Here is a 15,289-nt window from a genome sequence, read left to right on the forward strand (position 1 = left end):
TTCCGAAGTCACTCAATTTGCATATTGCATTTGCGGGCTTCTGCAACTGACGCCGCAGGCCGGAACGGGAACACGCGTTATTCGCGGCCGCAGCCTAATCTCGCTTTGCTCTAGGGCGTGTACTCATAAATCCGCTACGTCGGCTTTGCCCCTGAAGCCGGACATCGCCGGGTGACTGGCATGTCGGTTTTGGGCCCAGAAGCCGGCCTCACCAAGCGTATCGCACCATCCCCTTGCCGGCGTAGCTCTCGGTTACGTTGGAGAACTCGCCTTCGAATGTTGCCGCAGCTGACCAGCCGTTCAGCCATGTCTTCTCGGCCGCAGCCGTCACCAGTGCCGAGTCAGATGCCTGCCTGGCGCCGCTCACCACGAAGCTCGCGCCCGGTAGCGTCTGGAAAACCGCCGCGATGGAACGGTCCGGATTGAAATCGTGGGCCCACGCGACACGGCCGCGCAGCGTCAGGATCCCATCGGCCGCTGCAAAGGCCTTGTCGGTACGAAGACCAAGCTCACTGCGCGTGTCGGTCACGCTCTTGCCGTTGTACGCCAGCACGAAGGTGTTGGCGCCGATTATGGCTCGTTCGGCGTAGTTCGGCAGGTCGAACGTCGTGAACTGTCCTGCCGCATAGGGGATCCAGCCAAAGCCTTGCGACACGAAGCGATAGCCGCCTTCGATGCGCCCGCTCCAAGCACTGGCGTTGAACTGGGCGCGCAATTGGTCGATGCCGGCCACCGTTACCGTGCGATCAGTCGTGATATCCTGCCAGCCATATGCCAGCGCGCCCGTGAGATACGCCGGCCCTGCATTGTGACGGACGAACGCGCCGGCCTGGAACAAATCAGAGCGGCCAGCGCCGAGACCGTTGACGTTGAAGTTGGTGCCGCCGCCGCCTAGCGCGAAGCCGGCAATCGTGTCCGGTGAGATGCGATAGTCGACGCCCACGACCGTACCGTAAATGCTGCTGCGAGTGTCGTTCGATCCGGTCACCGCGTTGCCGTCTGTCCGCTGCGAACCGCCATATCCCGCAGCCCACACTTTCCAGCGTTGCTCGAAGATCGACGCCGTTGGGGGCGCCTTGGTGTAAATCGCAGCCAGCGCATCATCAGGCTTACGCTTAGCGGCGTAGGCGAGGTTCTCGTCGGCATAAGCATTGGCATTGCCGGCCCCGCTGACCGGATCGCTGCGTCCGGTGATGAAGGGATCGATCAGCACGCCCTGGAACATGTTCATAGCGTTGAAGGTCGCCTGCTGCGTTCCCGTCGCCAGTTCGCCGGAGGCTTGTGACAGGCCCGCAGGCTGCAGCGTCGCGAAGACAGTGGGAATGCCGCCGTTGCTGTTGAAGAAATTTGCGAGCGCGTCGGCGACATTGGTCTGGTTGAGTTTGAGATTGCTCTGCGCGCTGAAGTTTAAACTAAAATCGATGTAGGCGTGGGTCGGATCATAGGTGACGGTGGGAACAAGCGCACCCGGAGCGGAGGCGCCATCGAAAGTTCCGCTGACACCACCCGCCGCATGAAGGATCATGTAGTTCTTCATCACGATGCCGTTGGCATTGATCGTTATGCTGACATTGCCAGAGACGTTCGCCTTGCCGGTGACATCGGCGAAGGTTGATGTCGCCGAGTTGAGCTGCACAAGATAGAGCGCCCCCGACTGGAAAGCGAGGTTGCCTTGCACGCTCGTCGACGTGCCGAAGCCGCTGCCAGGCAGGAAGATGCCGCCGGCAGCAATTGTTGTAGCACTCACGATGCCGGAGCCGGTCAGCGCACCGCCGGAATTGACGGTCGTGCCGGAGGATGATGCGATCGAGCCCATCACGTCGAGGAATCCGCCGTTCACCGTGGTGCCGCCTGTATAGGTGTTTATCCCCGACAACAGCATCGTGCCCGTACCAATTTTGACCAATGAGCCCGAGGTAAATGGGAGCAGTGTGCCAGCGGCACCGCAGTCATGGCCGCCCGGACCGCAATCGCTAATGGTCCCAGAAACTTCAGTGCTGATATTGTTGCCGCCGACGGTGAGCTGGTTTGCTCCAAGAAGATAACGTCCAGCCCCCTCGATGGAGCCGGCAGTCATTTTGAAATCGTTGTTCGGTCCGCTGCTCAGCGAAAAATCGACGACGCCGCTTCCATTGGTAATGAACCGCGCCAGCGCTCCATTGCTGTTGCCCAGAAAGGCGGTTCTACTCGCGTCGAGCGTGACCAAGGTGGCGTTTCCTGCCGTACTGGAGTCATAAAAGGCCGTCAGACCTCCATTGGTCGTTGTGATCACGGCGTTTCCGGCGGTAGCAGTCTGACCGAAGGTGGCGACGAATTTGTTGGCGATGACGGCGTTGGCCGCAGTGCTGGTGTTGCTAAATGTCACCCCGCCACAACTCCCTACGATGATGCGCGCGTTAGAAGCGGTGCTCGAATTAAAAAACTGGGTCTCCCCGCAATTTTCATTGTCGATTGTGGCTTTGCCAGCCGTGCTCTGATCGCGAAAGATAGTGAGAGCAGTGCCACCACTGTTCAGAATATTCGCATTCGCTGCCGTGCTGGTGTCGGAAAAAGTCGTGCCAGCGCCACTGCCGATGTTGTAATTGAAGATACTGGCGTTAGCAGCTGTGCTGGAGTTCCGAAACGAAAGATTTGCAAAGTTATTTGTGATGACTGCATTCTGCGCAGAGCTATAGTTCACAAATTGTATTCCTCCGAGGAACCCCCTGTTGTTGAGTATGGCGTTTCCGGCCCCACTACCGTTTGCGAACACAAGCGATGAAAAGAAAGCACCGGCCAAGTTTATGGTTGGCCCACCGGATGAACCCACGATTCCAAGGCCGTTCAGAACTACCGTTCGGCCCGTAGGATTGTCGATCGCGAACGTGTAGTCGGTCGCTGCCGAATTGAACTGGATTGTGCCGATGGTGGTAACGGCCGACGAGAAGGTGATCGTCGTGAGGACATTGCCGTCAAAACTCGCTGTGCCCGAAGGCACTGTCGCATTGGACCAATTTGAGGCGGTATTCCAATCGCTACTGTTCCCCCCTGTCCAGGTGCTATCGACTGCAACTGCCGGCGGTGCATGAAGGCAAAGATAGATTAGCAGCGCGACACCGCCACGCACCTTCATCGGGAGTCCCATTCGGAATAATCCGATCATCCAATGCAATCTTTCAACGATGCGACCGCCACCCGCCAATTTGCGCCAGCAGGTCAAACTCGATCCAAGGCGAATTTTCCGATGGTATCTTCGGGCGATCACAACTCAAGAGAGATTCGGCAAAAACCAACCCGTTAAAATGATGCTTTTTGCTGGGTGTTGTGATCCAGCTACGACCAGCACCCATCCGCCTTACGCCCGACTATCGGAAGGAAGTCTATTCACGTTTGAATAGCTCCCCGCGATATGCGGGCACGTCTGGCTGCTGGCCCGTAGCTGAAGGCCCGCTCGACCATCGCCATATCAGGTCATTGGGGCAAGCGGACGCAAGCTTCGTCGCATCACGCCGTCGGGTTTATAGGTACGCGTCCTACCTCCCGCCCCGCTCCTTGCGCAGCCTGTTCCAGTAATCCAGCCGTTTCCTGATCTCGCGCTCGAAGCCGCGGTCGGGCGGATCGTAGAAGGTTTGGCGGCCCAGCGCTTCCGGGAAATAGTCCTGGCCGGAGAACGCGTCGGGCGCGTCGTGATCATACTGATAGCCGGAGCCGTAGCCCTCCGACTTCATCAGCTTGGTCGGCGAATTCAGAATGTGTTTTGGCGGCAGCAGCGAGCCGCCCTGCTTTGCGGTCTGCATCGCAGCGCCGAACGCAGTGTACACCGCGTTCGATTTCGGCGCGGTGGCGAGATAGACCACGGCCTGTGCGATCGCGAGCTCGCCCTCCGGCGAGCCCAGGAAATCATAGGCATCCTTCGCCGCGTTGCAGACCGCCAGCGCCTGCGGGTCGGCGAGACCAATGTCCTCGACGGCCATCCGCACCACGCGTCGCGCCAGGAACAGCGGGTCCTCGCCGGCATCGAGCATGCGCGCGAGATAATACAATGCAGCATCCGGATCGGAGCCGCGCACCGACTTGTGCAGCGCCGAGATCAGGTTGTAGTGACCATCAGCCGACTTGTCGTAGATCGGCGCGCGGCGCTGCAGGATGGCCTGCAACTGCTCGGCGTTGAACACCTCGCCCTTACGCGCGGCGCGCCAGACCTCTTCGGCTAATGTCAGCGAGGCGCGGCCGTCACCGTCGGCCATCCGCACCAGCACGGCGCGCGCTTCCGCATCGAGCGGCAGGGCCTTGCCCTCGATCTTCTCGGCATTGGCAAACAGCCGTTCGATCGCAGCCGTATCGAGCGAATGAAACACCAGCACGCGAGCCCGTGACAGCAGCGCCGCGTTGAGCTCGAAGGACGGGTTCTCCGTGGTGGCGCCGACCAGCACCACGGTGCCGTCCTCCATCACCGGCAGAAAGGAATCCTGTTGCGCGCGGTTGAACCTGTGCACCTCGTCGACGAACAGCAGCGTGCCCTTGCCGGTCTCGCGCCGGGCCCGCGCGGCATCGAACGCCTTCTTCAGGTCGGCGACGCCGGAGAACACCGCGGAGATCTGCTCGAAATGCAGCTCGGTGGCGTCGGCCAGAAGCCGCGCCACGGTGGTCTTGCCGGTGCCGGGTGGTCCCCAGAACACCAGCGAACCCAGCGTGCGCGTCTCCAGCATGCGGGTCAGCGCGCCGTCGGGGCCGAGGATGTGATCCTGACCGACGACGTCGGCCAGCGTGCGCGGGCGCAACCGGTCCGGCAGCGGGTGTGGCGCGTCCTGCTCCATCCCCGCCGCGGCAAAGAGATTGCTGGCTTCGTGCGGTCTCTTCGGGCTCATCCGCCGAGCGTCACGTTGATCTGCTGGCCGCCGCGCACCAGCGTGATGCGCCAGATCCGCGACCCCGCCTTCGATACCTTGTCGAGGTCGCTGGTCCGCACGATCTTCTCATTGTTGACCGCGAGAATGATGTCGCCCTTCTGGAAGCCGACATTGGCAGCCGTGCCGTCATCGGCGAGCTCGGTGACGACGACGCCCTCGGCGCCGGCGTCGAGATGCAGCTCATCGGCCAGCGCCGGCGAGATGTTGGCAACCTTGGCACCTTGGAATGGCGAACGCGCGGTCAGCACGATCTCGTCGCGGTTGGTATCGGGCGCGGTCTCCAGCGGCACGGTGAGCTTCACCGGCTTGCCGGCGCGCTGCACCTCGATCTCCGCGCTGCCGCCGAGCGGACGGGTCGCGAAGCGATAGTCGAACGCGTTGGCATCGTCGATAGCCTGGCCGTCGATCCCGACGATCAGATCGGACAGTTTGAGCCCGGCCTTCGCCGCCGGGCTGTTCGGCGCGACGTTAGCGACCAGCGCGCCGGTCGGCAGCTTCAGCCCGAGCGTCTCCGCGATCTCCGGCGTGACGGCCTGCAGCCGCGCGCCAAGCCATGGCCGCTTCACCGCCTTGCCGCCGCTCTTGGCGGAGGCCACCACCACGCGCACCATGTTGGCGGGGATTGCAAAGCCGATGCCCTGCGAACCGCCGGAGCGCGAGAAGATCGCAGTGTTGATGCCGGCGAGCCGGCCGGTCATGTCGACCAGCGCGCCGCCCGAATTGCCGGGATTGATCGCCGCGTCGGTCTGAATGAAGAATTGATAATCCGTGATCCCGACTTGCGTGCGCGCCAGCGCCGAGATGATGCCGTGCGTCACGGTCTGGCCGACGCCGAACGGATTGCCGATCGCCAGCACGACGTCGCCGACCTGCAGTTGGTCCGAATTGGCGAAGTCGAGCATCGCGAACTTCTCCCTGTTGGTCTCCTTCAGCCGCAGCACCGCGAGGTCGGTGCGGCTGTCCTTCAGCACGATCTCGGCCTCGTATTCGCGCTTGTCGGCGAGCGAGACCTTCACCTGGTCGGCGCCCTCGATCACGTGATTGTTTGTGACCACGAGGCCGGAAGCATCGACCATCACGCCGGAGCCGAGCGAGCGCTGCATCTGCTCGGGCTGTTGCCCCGGGACGCCGAAGAAGCGGCGGAAGATCGGGTCGTCCAGAAACGGATTGCGGTTCTGCACCGTCTTGGCGGCGTAGACGTTGACCACGGCCGGCTGCACCCGCTGCACGATCGGCGCATAGGACAATTGGAGCTCGGCCTGCGAGGACGGCACGCGGCGGTCCTGGGCCGCGGACGGGGATAGATTCCCTATGAAAGCCAATGTGCACAGAGCGGATATGGCAGCGAAGCGGACGGGTCGGAGCATTCTCACCTCTCGTGGAAACGCCGGAATATAGGCGTGTTCGCCGGGCAATTGAAGGGCGCCCGGCCGGATAACTGGCCCCCGCCGGACCGGTGCAAAACCGGCGGCAGCAGCGTTGAAGCGCGCCGCCAAGCTTCTATGATGACTGTCATCTCACTGCACCGCTCCGCTTGTTGCCCGCGGACAACAAGCGGAACTGCGATGCTAGGCGGCGCTGTCGTGCGTCAGTCACGATCAACTCCTAGGACGTTTCAGTGAGTGAGTGGGGAATTCAAACACAACAGGGGTGCACAATGGGTGCGACAAAAGTCGGTGCAATCGCCATAGGGCTGGCGGGGGCGCTCGCCGCCTCTCCGGCCTATTCGCAATCGGCCGGAGGCGGCAGCGACGCGGAGATCGCGCTGCTGAAACAGCAGCTGAAGATGCTCGAGCAGAAGCTCGACAAGCTGCAGAAGCAGACCAATGCCAATACTGCGACCGCAGCCAGCGCGAATGCCAACGCGAAGGCGGCGGATGCCAAGGCCGCGCGGGTCGCAAGCGCCAACGCCGCGATCCCGGTCAAGGGCCCGGTCGCGCCGTCGGGCGTCGTGGTGACGCTGCCGAACAACCGGCCGACGATCTGCACTGCGGATGAACAGAACTGCGTTGCGATCACGAGCCGCGTGCACTGGGATGTCGGCGGCTACGACTATCGTCCGAACACCGCAAGTACCTCGCCGCAGAAGCTCGACAGCGGCGAGAACCTCCGCCGCGCCCGCATCGGCATCGTCGGCAAATTCTTCGGCGACTGGAATTACGCGCTGATCTACGACTTCGGCGGCGCGGCACCGGGATCGCTGCCTGGCGGCGGCACCTCCGGCGTCGAGAATGCCTATCTGAGCTACACCGGCTTCAAGCCGTTCGGGGGCAAGATGGCGATCGAAGGCGGCATCATGGACATCCCGTGGACGCTGGACGAATCGACGAGCTCCAACGACATCCTGTTCATGGAGCGCGCCTCGGTCGGCATCATCGCACAGAACATCGCGGCCGGTGACTTCCGTTCGGGCGCCGGCACCCGATGGTGGAACGACCAGCTCTGGATCGGCGGCTATGTCACGGGACCGACGACGGGCGCGATTCACTCCGCGTCGTCAGCCGCGCCGGCCGGCACGTCCGAGCAGTATGGCGGTGTCATCCGCGTCGCCGGCAATCCGATCAGCGGCAAGAACTACTCGGTGCATATCGGCGCCGATGCGGAATGGCTGGTTCAGCCGCCGCGCAACCAGCTCACCCAGGCGCAGACGCTCACGCTGAACGACCGGCCCGAGCTGCGCATCGACCCGACGACGCTGATCTCGACCGGTGCGATCGCCAACGTCTCGGGCGCGCAGGTCTACGGCGTCGAGGCGGCAGCGACCTACGGCCCGTTCATCGCACAAGGCGAGTACTATTGGTTCAATGTCGACCGCTCTGCGAATACCGGGCTGCCGCCGTTCGGCGCGCCGAGCCTGAAATTCGACGGCGGTTACGCGCAGGTCGGCTACGTGCTGACCGGCGAGAATCACGCCTACAATCCGGCAACGGCCTCCTATGGCGGTATCAAGCCGCACGATCCGTTCTCGCTTGCCGGCGGCGGCATGGGCGCGTGGGAAATCGCCGGCCGCGTCAGCACGATGAACCTCAACGACCAGGTCGGCCAGGCCGTCGGCATCGCGGGCGGACGGCAGACCGTCTACACCGCCGCGCTGAACTGGTACGTCAACAACAACGTCCGCTTCATGCTGAACTACCTGCACGGAGACATCGCCAAGCAGGCCTCGGCGACATCGCCTGTGGATGCCGGCTCGAAGTTCGACGCAGTCGCGCTGCGCACGCAGGTTGCGTTCTGACGCAATCTGATCAGCGCCGACAACAAAGGCCGGGAGCGACATCGCTCCCGGCCTTCTTCATTACAAATTGTCAGGCCGCGCGCTTCGACTTCTTCACAACGACTTCCGGCGCCGGCGCACAGGACAGCCGTTCCTGATGGCCCTCGCCCCAGGCTTTCAAAATATCGATCACCGGGCGCAGGCTCTCGCCGAGTTCGGAGAGCGTGTATTCGACCCGCGGCGGCACCTCGGCGTAGACCTTGCGGGTCACGAGGCCGTCGTCCTCCAGCGCCCGCAGCTGCTTGGTCAGCATGCGCTGGGTGATGCCGGGCATCCGCCGCCGCAGCTCGCCGAAGCGCTGGGTGCCGGCCTGCAGGTGATACAGGATCACGCCCTTCCATTTGCCGTCGATCAGGTCGAGCGCCGCCTCGACCGCGCAGCCCGGCCGGCGCGCGAAATTCTTCCGTTTCATCGGTAATTTTCCAATAGTATACAAACAGGGACTAGTTCCCTGATTTTACAGTACTTGCCAAAAGGACGCCAGCACGACAGGTAAGGCGGCAGGCAATCGCCCACCACGGAGACCAGGCATGAAGGCCGTCGGATATCAAAAATCGCTGCCGATCGAGGCGGCGGATTCGCTCGTCGATTTCGAGATCGCCAAGCCCGAACCGAAGGGACGCGACGTCAGGGTCGCGGTGAAGGCCGTCTCGGCCAACCCGGTCGACTACAAGGTGCGCAAGCGCGCGGCGCCGAACGACGGCAGCTACAAGATCCTCGGCTTCGACGCGGCCGGCGTGGTCGATACCGTCGGGCCCGACGTCTCGCTCTTCAAGCCCGGCGATGAAGTGTTCTACGCGGGCTCGATCCAGCGCCAGGGCACCAATTCGGAATTTCATCTGGTGGACGAGCGCATCGTCGGCAAAAAGCCGGCATCGCTCTCCTTCGCGCAGGCCGCCGCCCTGCCCCTGACCTCGATCACCGCGTGGGAGCTGCTGTTCGATCGGCTCGGCGCGGTGCCGGGCAAGAGCCTCGATCCGCGTACGCTGCTGATCACCGGCGGCGCCGGCGGCGTCGGCTCGATCCTGATCCAGCTCGCGCGCCGCCTCACCGGGCTGACCGTGGTTGCGACCGCGACGCGGCCGGAGTCTCAGAAGTGGTGCCGCGATCTCGGTGCGCATGCGGTGATCGATCACTCGCAGCCGATGAAGGAGCAGATCGAGAGCTTGAGGCTGCCGCCGGTCGGCCTCGTCGCCAGCCTCACCTTCACCGACCAGCACTACAAGTCGATCGCCGACTTCATCGCGCCGCAAGGCAAGTTCGGCCTGATCGACGATCCCGCCGAATTCAACGTCGCCGTGTTCAAGGGCAAGGCGGTGTCGGTACACTGGGAATCGATGTTCACGCGCTCATCGTTCCAGACGCCTGACATGATCGCGCAGCATCATCTGCTCAACGACGTTGCCGACCTGATCGACAAGGGCGTGCTGCGCACCACGCTCGACCAGACCTTCGGCACCATCAACGCCGCCAACCTCAAGCGCGCCCATGCGCTGCTGGAAAGCGGCAAGTCGCGCGGCAAGATCGTGCTGGAGGGCTGGTAGGAGTCGCTGCGTAGGGTGGATTGGCAGGCAGCGTCCGTCGAAGCTCAACGAGCGAAGGGGGAAGGCGTAATCCACCATCCCACCAGCAGAAGCGGCAGGTTACGCTGGCGCTAACCCGCCCTACGCACCTACGCAACTCGCGAGATATCCCCACAGGCCGGCGCGTGGCTTTTGCCAAAGCCATGACATCGCCTGTATGATTTGCGCAACGATCACCCCGTCCTCAATCCGGCCGTGCAACACGCGGCCGAAACGGTGGTGACGCCCCAAGGGGATACGCGGGGATGGGAGGAAACCGATGAGTTTGCTCACGGCCGATCCGTCGCGGATCGATCCGGAGTGGATGACGCAGGCGCTGCGCGAAGCCGGTGCGATCGACCAGGTGAAGGTCGTCGAACTCGTCTGCAAGCCGGTCGGCAATGGCCTCGTCGGCGACAGCTATCGATTTCATCTGACCTATGACGGCGATGAGCCGAACGCGCCCTTAAGCGTCGTCGGCAAATTCCCGGCCGCAGATCCCGACAGCCGCCGCTCCGGTTCCGCGCACACGCTCTACATCCGCGAGGTCGCGTTCTATCGCGAGCTGGCGGCCACCGTCGACATTCACACCCCGCGGCCGATCCTCGCCGAAATCGATCCTGCCACCGACGACTTCACACTGATCCTGGAAGATCTGGCGCCCGCACGCCCGGGCGACCAGCTCGCCGGATGCGCGATCGCGGACTGCCTGACGGCGATGGCCGAGGCCGCCGCGCTGCATGCGCCGCGATGGAACGACCCGACGCTCGACGCGGTGCAATGCTTCGTGGTCGCCGCAAGCCGGCGCAGGGATCTTCGCGCGGTGCTGCCCGCCATCATCGGTCACTACAAGGAGCGATATCACGGCGTAATCGAACCGGAATTCCTGGATCTGATCGACCGGCTTCCGGACGCGATACCGCGCTACCAGTCCGATCGATCGGTGCCGCGAACGCTGCAGCACGCGGACTTCCGGCTCGACAACATGCTGTTCGAGGTGCGCGGCAACACCCGTCCGATGGCCACGCTGGATTGGCAGACGCTGACGGTGGGGCCAGGCATCGTCGACGTTGCCTATTTCCTGTCGGCCGGTGTCGATCCGTCCGAGCGGCGGCTTCATGAAGCCGATCTGGTGCGGTTCTATCATTCCGAGCTGATCCGGCGCGGCGTGCGGGACTATGGCTGGGATGATTGCTGGCGGGATTACCGGCGCTACACGCTGCATGGCATCATGATGGGCGTCGTCTCGGCGCTCAGCGTCCAGCGCTCCGAGCGGGGCGACGCACTGTTCCTGAAAATGACCCGTGGCGCCTGCGCGCAAGCGCTGGACCACGACAGTTTTTCATACTGGCAAGACTGAAGCGCGATCGGGCGAAATGGTTCCCGTGAAGACAACGTCAAGACAGCGAAAGGGATCGGCGTGCTCAACAAACTGGACGACTTCCCCATCCACCAGACGCCGGAGCCGATTGCGGTTCCCTCGACCAGCGACCGCAATGTCTATGACCGAACCTGGTTCAACGGCTACACCGCCGACGGCGCGTATTATTTCGGCATCGGCATCGCGATCTACCCGCACCGCAAGATCCTCGATTGCGCCTTCAGCGTCGTGGAGCGTGGTGGACGGCAGCATTGCTTCTACGGTTCGCGGCGGGCGCCGCTCGAGCGCACCGAGATGCAGGTCGGCCCGTTCAGGCTGGAGGTCATCGAGCCGATGCGGCGGACGCGGGTCGTGCTCGACGACAATGCAACGGGTCTCGCCTGCGATTTGACCTTCTCCGCACGCACGGCCGCGATCCAGGAAGCACGGCAGACGCTTTGGTCCGGCGACCGCCGCGCGATGGACTCGACCCGGTTCGACCAGTTCGGCCGCTGGAGCGGCGTCGTGCGCCACCCCGATGGCGAGATCAAAGTCGACGATCACACGTGCTACGGCACCAAGGATCGCTCCTGGGGCGTTCGCAATGTCGGCGAAAGCGATGTCGGCGGCGCGCCGATGCCGCCGCCGAGCGTGTTCTTCCTCTGGGCCCCGTTGGTCTGGGACGACCACATCTCGCACGCCATCTTCTTCGACGGGACGCAGGGCGAGGCGCTGGTCCGCGAGGGCATCACCGCGCCGCTCTACCGAAGCGAGGCCGAGATCCCCGGGGTCGTCGATGGGCGCGACCGCCGCATGGCGACCGCGCGGCACCGTGTCAAATACGTCCCGAACACCCGGCTGGCGCAGTCCGCTGAAATCGACCTGGTCGATATCGACGGCCACACCTCCACCATCGCGCTCGACCCGATCCTGAAATTCCAGATGAAGGGCCTCGGCTACGGTCATCAGCAATGGGGCCAGGGCATGTGGAAGGGCGAGCTCGAGATCGGCGGCGAGTCGTTCGATCCGATGACACTTGATCCGCTGGCCCGCGAGAACGTGCACGTGCAACAGGTGGTGCGCGCCCGCCAGGGCGACCGGACGGGTATCGGCGTCCTGGAGCAGATATGCTTCGGCCCCTATCGGCCCTCGGGCTTCAGCGAGTTTCTCGACGGCGCCAAGGGTTAGCTCGGCGGCACGCCTTCGACGAAGATCAGCCGGCGGTCCAGCGCGGTCCGCCGATGCTTGAGCGCCTCGGCATATTCCGGCGATGCGTACCACTCGCGCAGCCGCGTCATCGACGGGAATTCGACGACGATGATGCTCTTCGGCGGCGGCCCGCCTTCTACCACGTCGGCCGCACCGCCGCGCACCAGATAGCGCCCGCCAAATTGCGCGATGGCCTTGGCGGCGATGGTGCGATAGGCCTCGAAATCCGCGGCATCCTTCACGTCGACCTCGGAAATCGCATAGGCTGACATGGCCGCACCTCAGGCGATGGTATTGACGATGCCGCCCTCGGCGCGCAGCGCCGCGCCGTTGGTCGCGGAGGCCTGCTTCGAGCAGACATAGACGACGAGATTGGCGATCTCCTCGGTGCTGGCAAAGCGCTGCAACAGCGAGGTCGGCCGGTGCTGCTTGACGAAGTTGGAGGCGGCTTCCTCGACCGACTGGCCGTTCTGCTGGGCGAGATCCTTGACGAAGGTCTCGACGCCTTCAGACATCGTCGGTCCGGGCAGCACGGAGTTGACGGTGACCGCGGTGCCGCGGGTCAGCTGCGCGAGCCCGCGTGCGATCGCAAGCTGCGCAGTCTTGGTCGTGCCGTAGTGGATCATCTCGGTCGGGATGTTGAGGCCGGATTCCGAGGAGATGAAGACGATGCGGCCCCAGTTGCGCTTCAGCATGCCCTGCATGTAGCCGCGCGACAGCCGCACGCCCGACATCACGTTGACCTCGAAGAAGCGGCTCCAGTCCTCGTCGGGAATGTCGAAGAACGCCTTCGGCTCGAAGATGCCGGCATTGTTGACGAGGATGTCGACCTCGGGCAGCGCGGCGAGCAGCGCCTTGCAACCGGCCGACGTCGAGACGTCGGCGGCGATGCCGCGGACTTTTGCGCCCGCCACCGCCTTGACGATCGCAGCAACCGCTGCATCGACCTTGGCCTGGCTGCGGCCGTTGATGACGACCTCGGCGCCGGTCTCGGCCAGCCCCCTGGCGATGGCGTTGCCGATGCCCGCGGTCGAGCCGGTCACCAGTGCAGTCTTTCCGGAAAGGTCGATTTTCATTTGTCATCTCCATTGATGTGAATGGAGATATCGGGCGTAGGATCACGCATAGCAATTGCACCTCACCGACGCGTGAGGAACTTGAAGACATCTCGTCCTGGCGAAAGCCAGGACGACCACTGGGATGGAGCGCCGCGCAAAATAAAAAACGGCGCCCGAAGGCGCCGTCTTCAAAACCTGGCTCGATAGCGGTCTAGCCGCCTCGGCGAGAGCGGCGTTACGCCGCCTCGGCTTCCTTGCCCTGGGCCGGACCGGAGTCCTGGCCCTTGGCATCGACGTCGCGGTCGACGAACTCGATCACGGCCATCGCCGCGTTGTCGCCGTAGCGGAAGCCGGCCTTGATGATGCGGGTGTAGCCGCCCTGGCGGTCCTTGTAGCGGGTCGCCAGCGTGTCGAACAGCTTCTTGACCTGGTCGAGGTCGCGCAGCTCGGAGATCGCCTGGCGGCGCAGGGCCAGCCCACCCTTCTTGCCGAGGGTGACGAGCTTCTCGACGATCGGCCGCAGCTCCTTGGCCTTCGGCAGCGTGGTGACGATCTGCTCGTGCTTGATCAGCGCGGCCGCCATGTTGGCGAACATCGCACGCCGGTGCTCGGCGGTGCGGTTGAGCTTCCGATGAACCTTGCCGTGACGCATTGACTTATTCCTTCTTCAATTCTGCCGCGGTGGTTCAGCGACAAGTTTTTGCAGGTGGGCATCCTGCGTTCGCCCGCAAAGCGCCTTAGCGCGCTTATGCTATCTCGTTTGAGCATAATCCTTCCGGAAAACCGCTCCGCACTTTTCCGGGATCATGCTGCGCAAAAAATCGTGGCCGGAGATGCTCCGGCCACGACGGTGAAATCGGATCAGTAGTGATCCTCGAAGCGCTTGGCGAGCTCGTCGATGTTCTCCGGCGGCCAGCCCGGCACTTCCATGCCGAGGTGCAGACCCATCTGGGCCAGCACTTCCTTGATCTCGTTCAGCGACTTGCGGCCGAAGTTCGGGGTGCGGAGCATTTCCGCTTCCGACTTCTGCACGAGGTCGCCGATGTAGACGATGTTGTCGTTCTTCAGGCAGTTTGCCGAACGCACCGACAGCTCGAGCTCGTCGACCTTCTTGAGGAACGCCGGGTTGAACGCGAGATCGGGGATGATCTCCTGCGTGACTTCCTTGCGCGGCTCCTCGAAGTTGACGAACACGTTGAGCTGATCCTGCAGGATGCGCGCAGCGTAGGCCACCGCGTCCTCCGGCGTGATCGCGCCGTTGGTCTCGATCGTCATGGTCAGCTTGTCGTAGTCGAGGATCTGGCCCTCACGGGTGTTCTCGACCTTGTAGGAAACCTTGCGGACCGGCGAGAACAGGCTGTCGACCGGGATCAGGCCGATCGGCGCATCCTCAGGCCGGTTGCGCTCGGCGGCGACATAGCCCTTGCCGGTCGCGACCGTGAACTCCATGCGGATCTCGGCGCCATCGTCCAGCGTGCAGAGCTGCAGGTCGGGATTGAGCACGGTGACATCGCCGACGGTCTGGATGTCGCCGGCGGTGACGGCGCCGGGGCCCTGCTTCTTCACGACCATGCGCTTCGGGCCTTCGCCCTGCATCTTGATCGAGATGTCCTTGATGTTGAGGACGATGTCGGTGACGTCTTCACGGACACCGGCGATCGAGGAGAACTCGTGCAGCACGCCGTCGATATGCACCGACTGCACCGCCGCGCCCTGGAGCGAGGACAGCAGGATGCGGCGCAGCGCGTTGCCGAGCGTCTGGCCGAAGCCGCGCTCGAGCGGCTCGGCGACCACGGTGGCGAACCGGCTCGCGTCCGAGCCCGGCGTCACCTGCAGCTTGTTCGGTCGAATGAGTTCTTGCCAATTTTTCTGGATCGTCACTTGTTCACCCATGGGCCAGTCGTCGGGCCCGTCGAATGGCCGAACCTGGCGTTGGA

Annotated in this window: 12 protein-coding genes; 4 read left to right on the forward strand and 8 right to left on the reverse strand. The window is 63.5% G+C overall.

The annotated features are described in order from the left end of the window. Positions 1–208: 208 nt before the first annotated feature. From HU230_RS16910 to HU230_RS16920, 3 genes are all read right to left on the reverse strand, one after another. Positions 209–3,112, reverse strand: a complete 2,904-nt coding sequence (locus tag HU230_RS16910) for an autotransporter outer membrane beta-barrel domain-containing protein (RefSeq protein WP_176530662.1) — start codon at positions 3,110–3,112, stop codon at positions 209–211. 400 nt (positions 3,113–3,512) lie between these two features. Further along, the gene (locus HU230_RS16915) at positions 3,513–4,847 is read right to left on the reverse strand and encodes a replication-associated recombination protein A (protein WP_176530661.1); all 1,335 of its coding nucleotides are present in this window, start codon (positions 4,845–4,847) and stop codon (positions 3,513–3,515) included. Then, positions 4,844–6,256, reverse strand: coding sequence for a DegQ family serine endoprotease (locus HU230_RS16920; RefSeq protein WP_176530660.1), 1,413 nt, complete (start codon positions 6,254–6,256; stop codon positions 4,844–4,846). The genes HU230_RS16915 and HU230_RS16920 overlap by 4 nt, the downstream gene beginning before the upstream one ends. 290 nt (positions 6,257–6,546) lie before the next feature. Here HU230_RS16920 and HU230_RS16925 point away from each other — a divergent pair, with 290 nt between their 5' ends. Then, the gene (locus HU230_RS16925) at positions 6,547–8,124 is read left to right on the forward strand and encodes an OprO/OprP family phosphate-selective porin (RefSeq protein ID WP_176530659.1); all 1,578 of its coding nucleotides are present in this window, start codon (positions 6,547–6,549) and stop codon (positions 8,122–8,124) included. A 70-nt stretch (positions 8,125–8,194) separates the two neighbouring features. On the opposite strand, the gene HU230_RS16930 is transcribed toward HU230_RS16925, so the two are convergent. Beyond that, the gene (locus HU230_RS16930) at positions 8,195–8,575 is read right to left on the reverse strand and encodes a winged helix-turn-helix transcriptional regulator (protein ID WP_176530658.1); all 381 of its coding nucleotides are present in this window, start codon (positions 8,573–8,575) and stop codon (positions 8,195–8,197) included. A 118-nt stretch (positions 8,576–8,693) separates the two neighbouring features. Between HU230_RS16930 and HU230_RS16935 the strand changes: the two genes are divergently transcribed. The 3 genes from HU230_RS16935 (at position 8,694) to HU230_RS16945 (ending at position 12,273) form a co-directional block, all read left to right on the forward strand. Then, the gene (locus tag HU230_RS16935; RefSeq protein WP_176530657.1) at positions 8,694–9,707 is read left to right on the forward strand and encodes a zinc-binding alcohol dehydrogenase family protein; all 1,014 of its coding nucleotides are present in this window, start codon (positions 8,694–8,696) and stop codon (positions 9,705–9,707) included. Positions 9,708–10,005: 298 nt separating this feature from the next. Then, positions 10,006–11,085 (forward strand): phosphotransferase, encoded by a 1,080-nt coding sequence (locus tag HU230_RS16940; RefSeq protein ID WP_176530656.1) that lies wholly within the window; start codon positions 10,006–10,008, stop codon positions 11,083–11,085. A gap of 60 nt (positions 11,086–11,145) precedes the next feature. Continuing rightward, positions 11,146–12,273: an Rv3169 family protein gene (locus tag HU230_RS16945; RefSeq protein ID WP_176530655.1), complete on the forward strand. Its 1,128-nt coding sequence runs from the start codon at positions 11,146–11,148 to the stop codon at positions 12,271–12,273. Here HU230_RS16945 and HU230_RS16950 read toward each other — a convergent pair. From HU230_RS16950 to HU230_RS16965, 4 genes are all read right to left on the reverse strand, one after another. Next, on the reverse strand, positions 12,270–12,566 hold the full coding sequence (locus HU230_RS16950; protein WP_176530654.1) for a DUF1330 domain-containing protein: 297 nt from the start codon (positions 12,564–12,566) through the stop codon (positions 12,270–12,272). The genes HU230_RS16945 and HU230_RS16950 overlap by 4 nt on opposite strands. A 9-nt stretch (positions 12,567–12,575) precedes the next feature. Then, complete coding sequence (locus tag HU230_RS16955) at positions 12,576–13,370, reverse strand: SDR family NAD(P)-dependent oxidoreductase (RefSeq protein WP_176530653.1); 795 nt, start codon at positions 13,368–13,370, stop codon at positions 12,576–12,578. Positions 13,371–13,587: 217 nt separating this feature from the next. Next, the gene (gene rplQ, locus HU230_RS16960) at positions 13,588–14,004 is read right to left on the reverse strand and encodes a 50S ribosomal protein L17 (RefSeq protein WP_176530652.1); all 417 of its coding nucleotides are present in this window, start codon (positions 14,002–14,004) and stop codon (positions 13,588–13,590) included. Positions 14,005–14,213: 209 nt separating this feature from the next. Continuing rightward, entirely contained in the window at positions 14,214–15,245 is a 1,032-nt protein-coding gene (locus tag HU230_RS16965) for a DNA-directed RNA polymerase subunit alpha (RefSeq protein ID WP_092114981.1), read from the reverse strand. Positions 15,246–15,289 lie beyond the last annotated feature (44 nt).

It is taken from the genome of Bradyrhizobium quebecense (genome assembly GCF_013373795.3).
Lineage (GTDB): Bacteria > Pseudomonadota > Alphaproteobacteria > Rhizobiales > Xanthobacteraceae > Bradyrhizobium > Bradyrhizobium quebecense.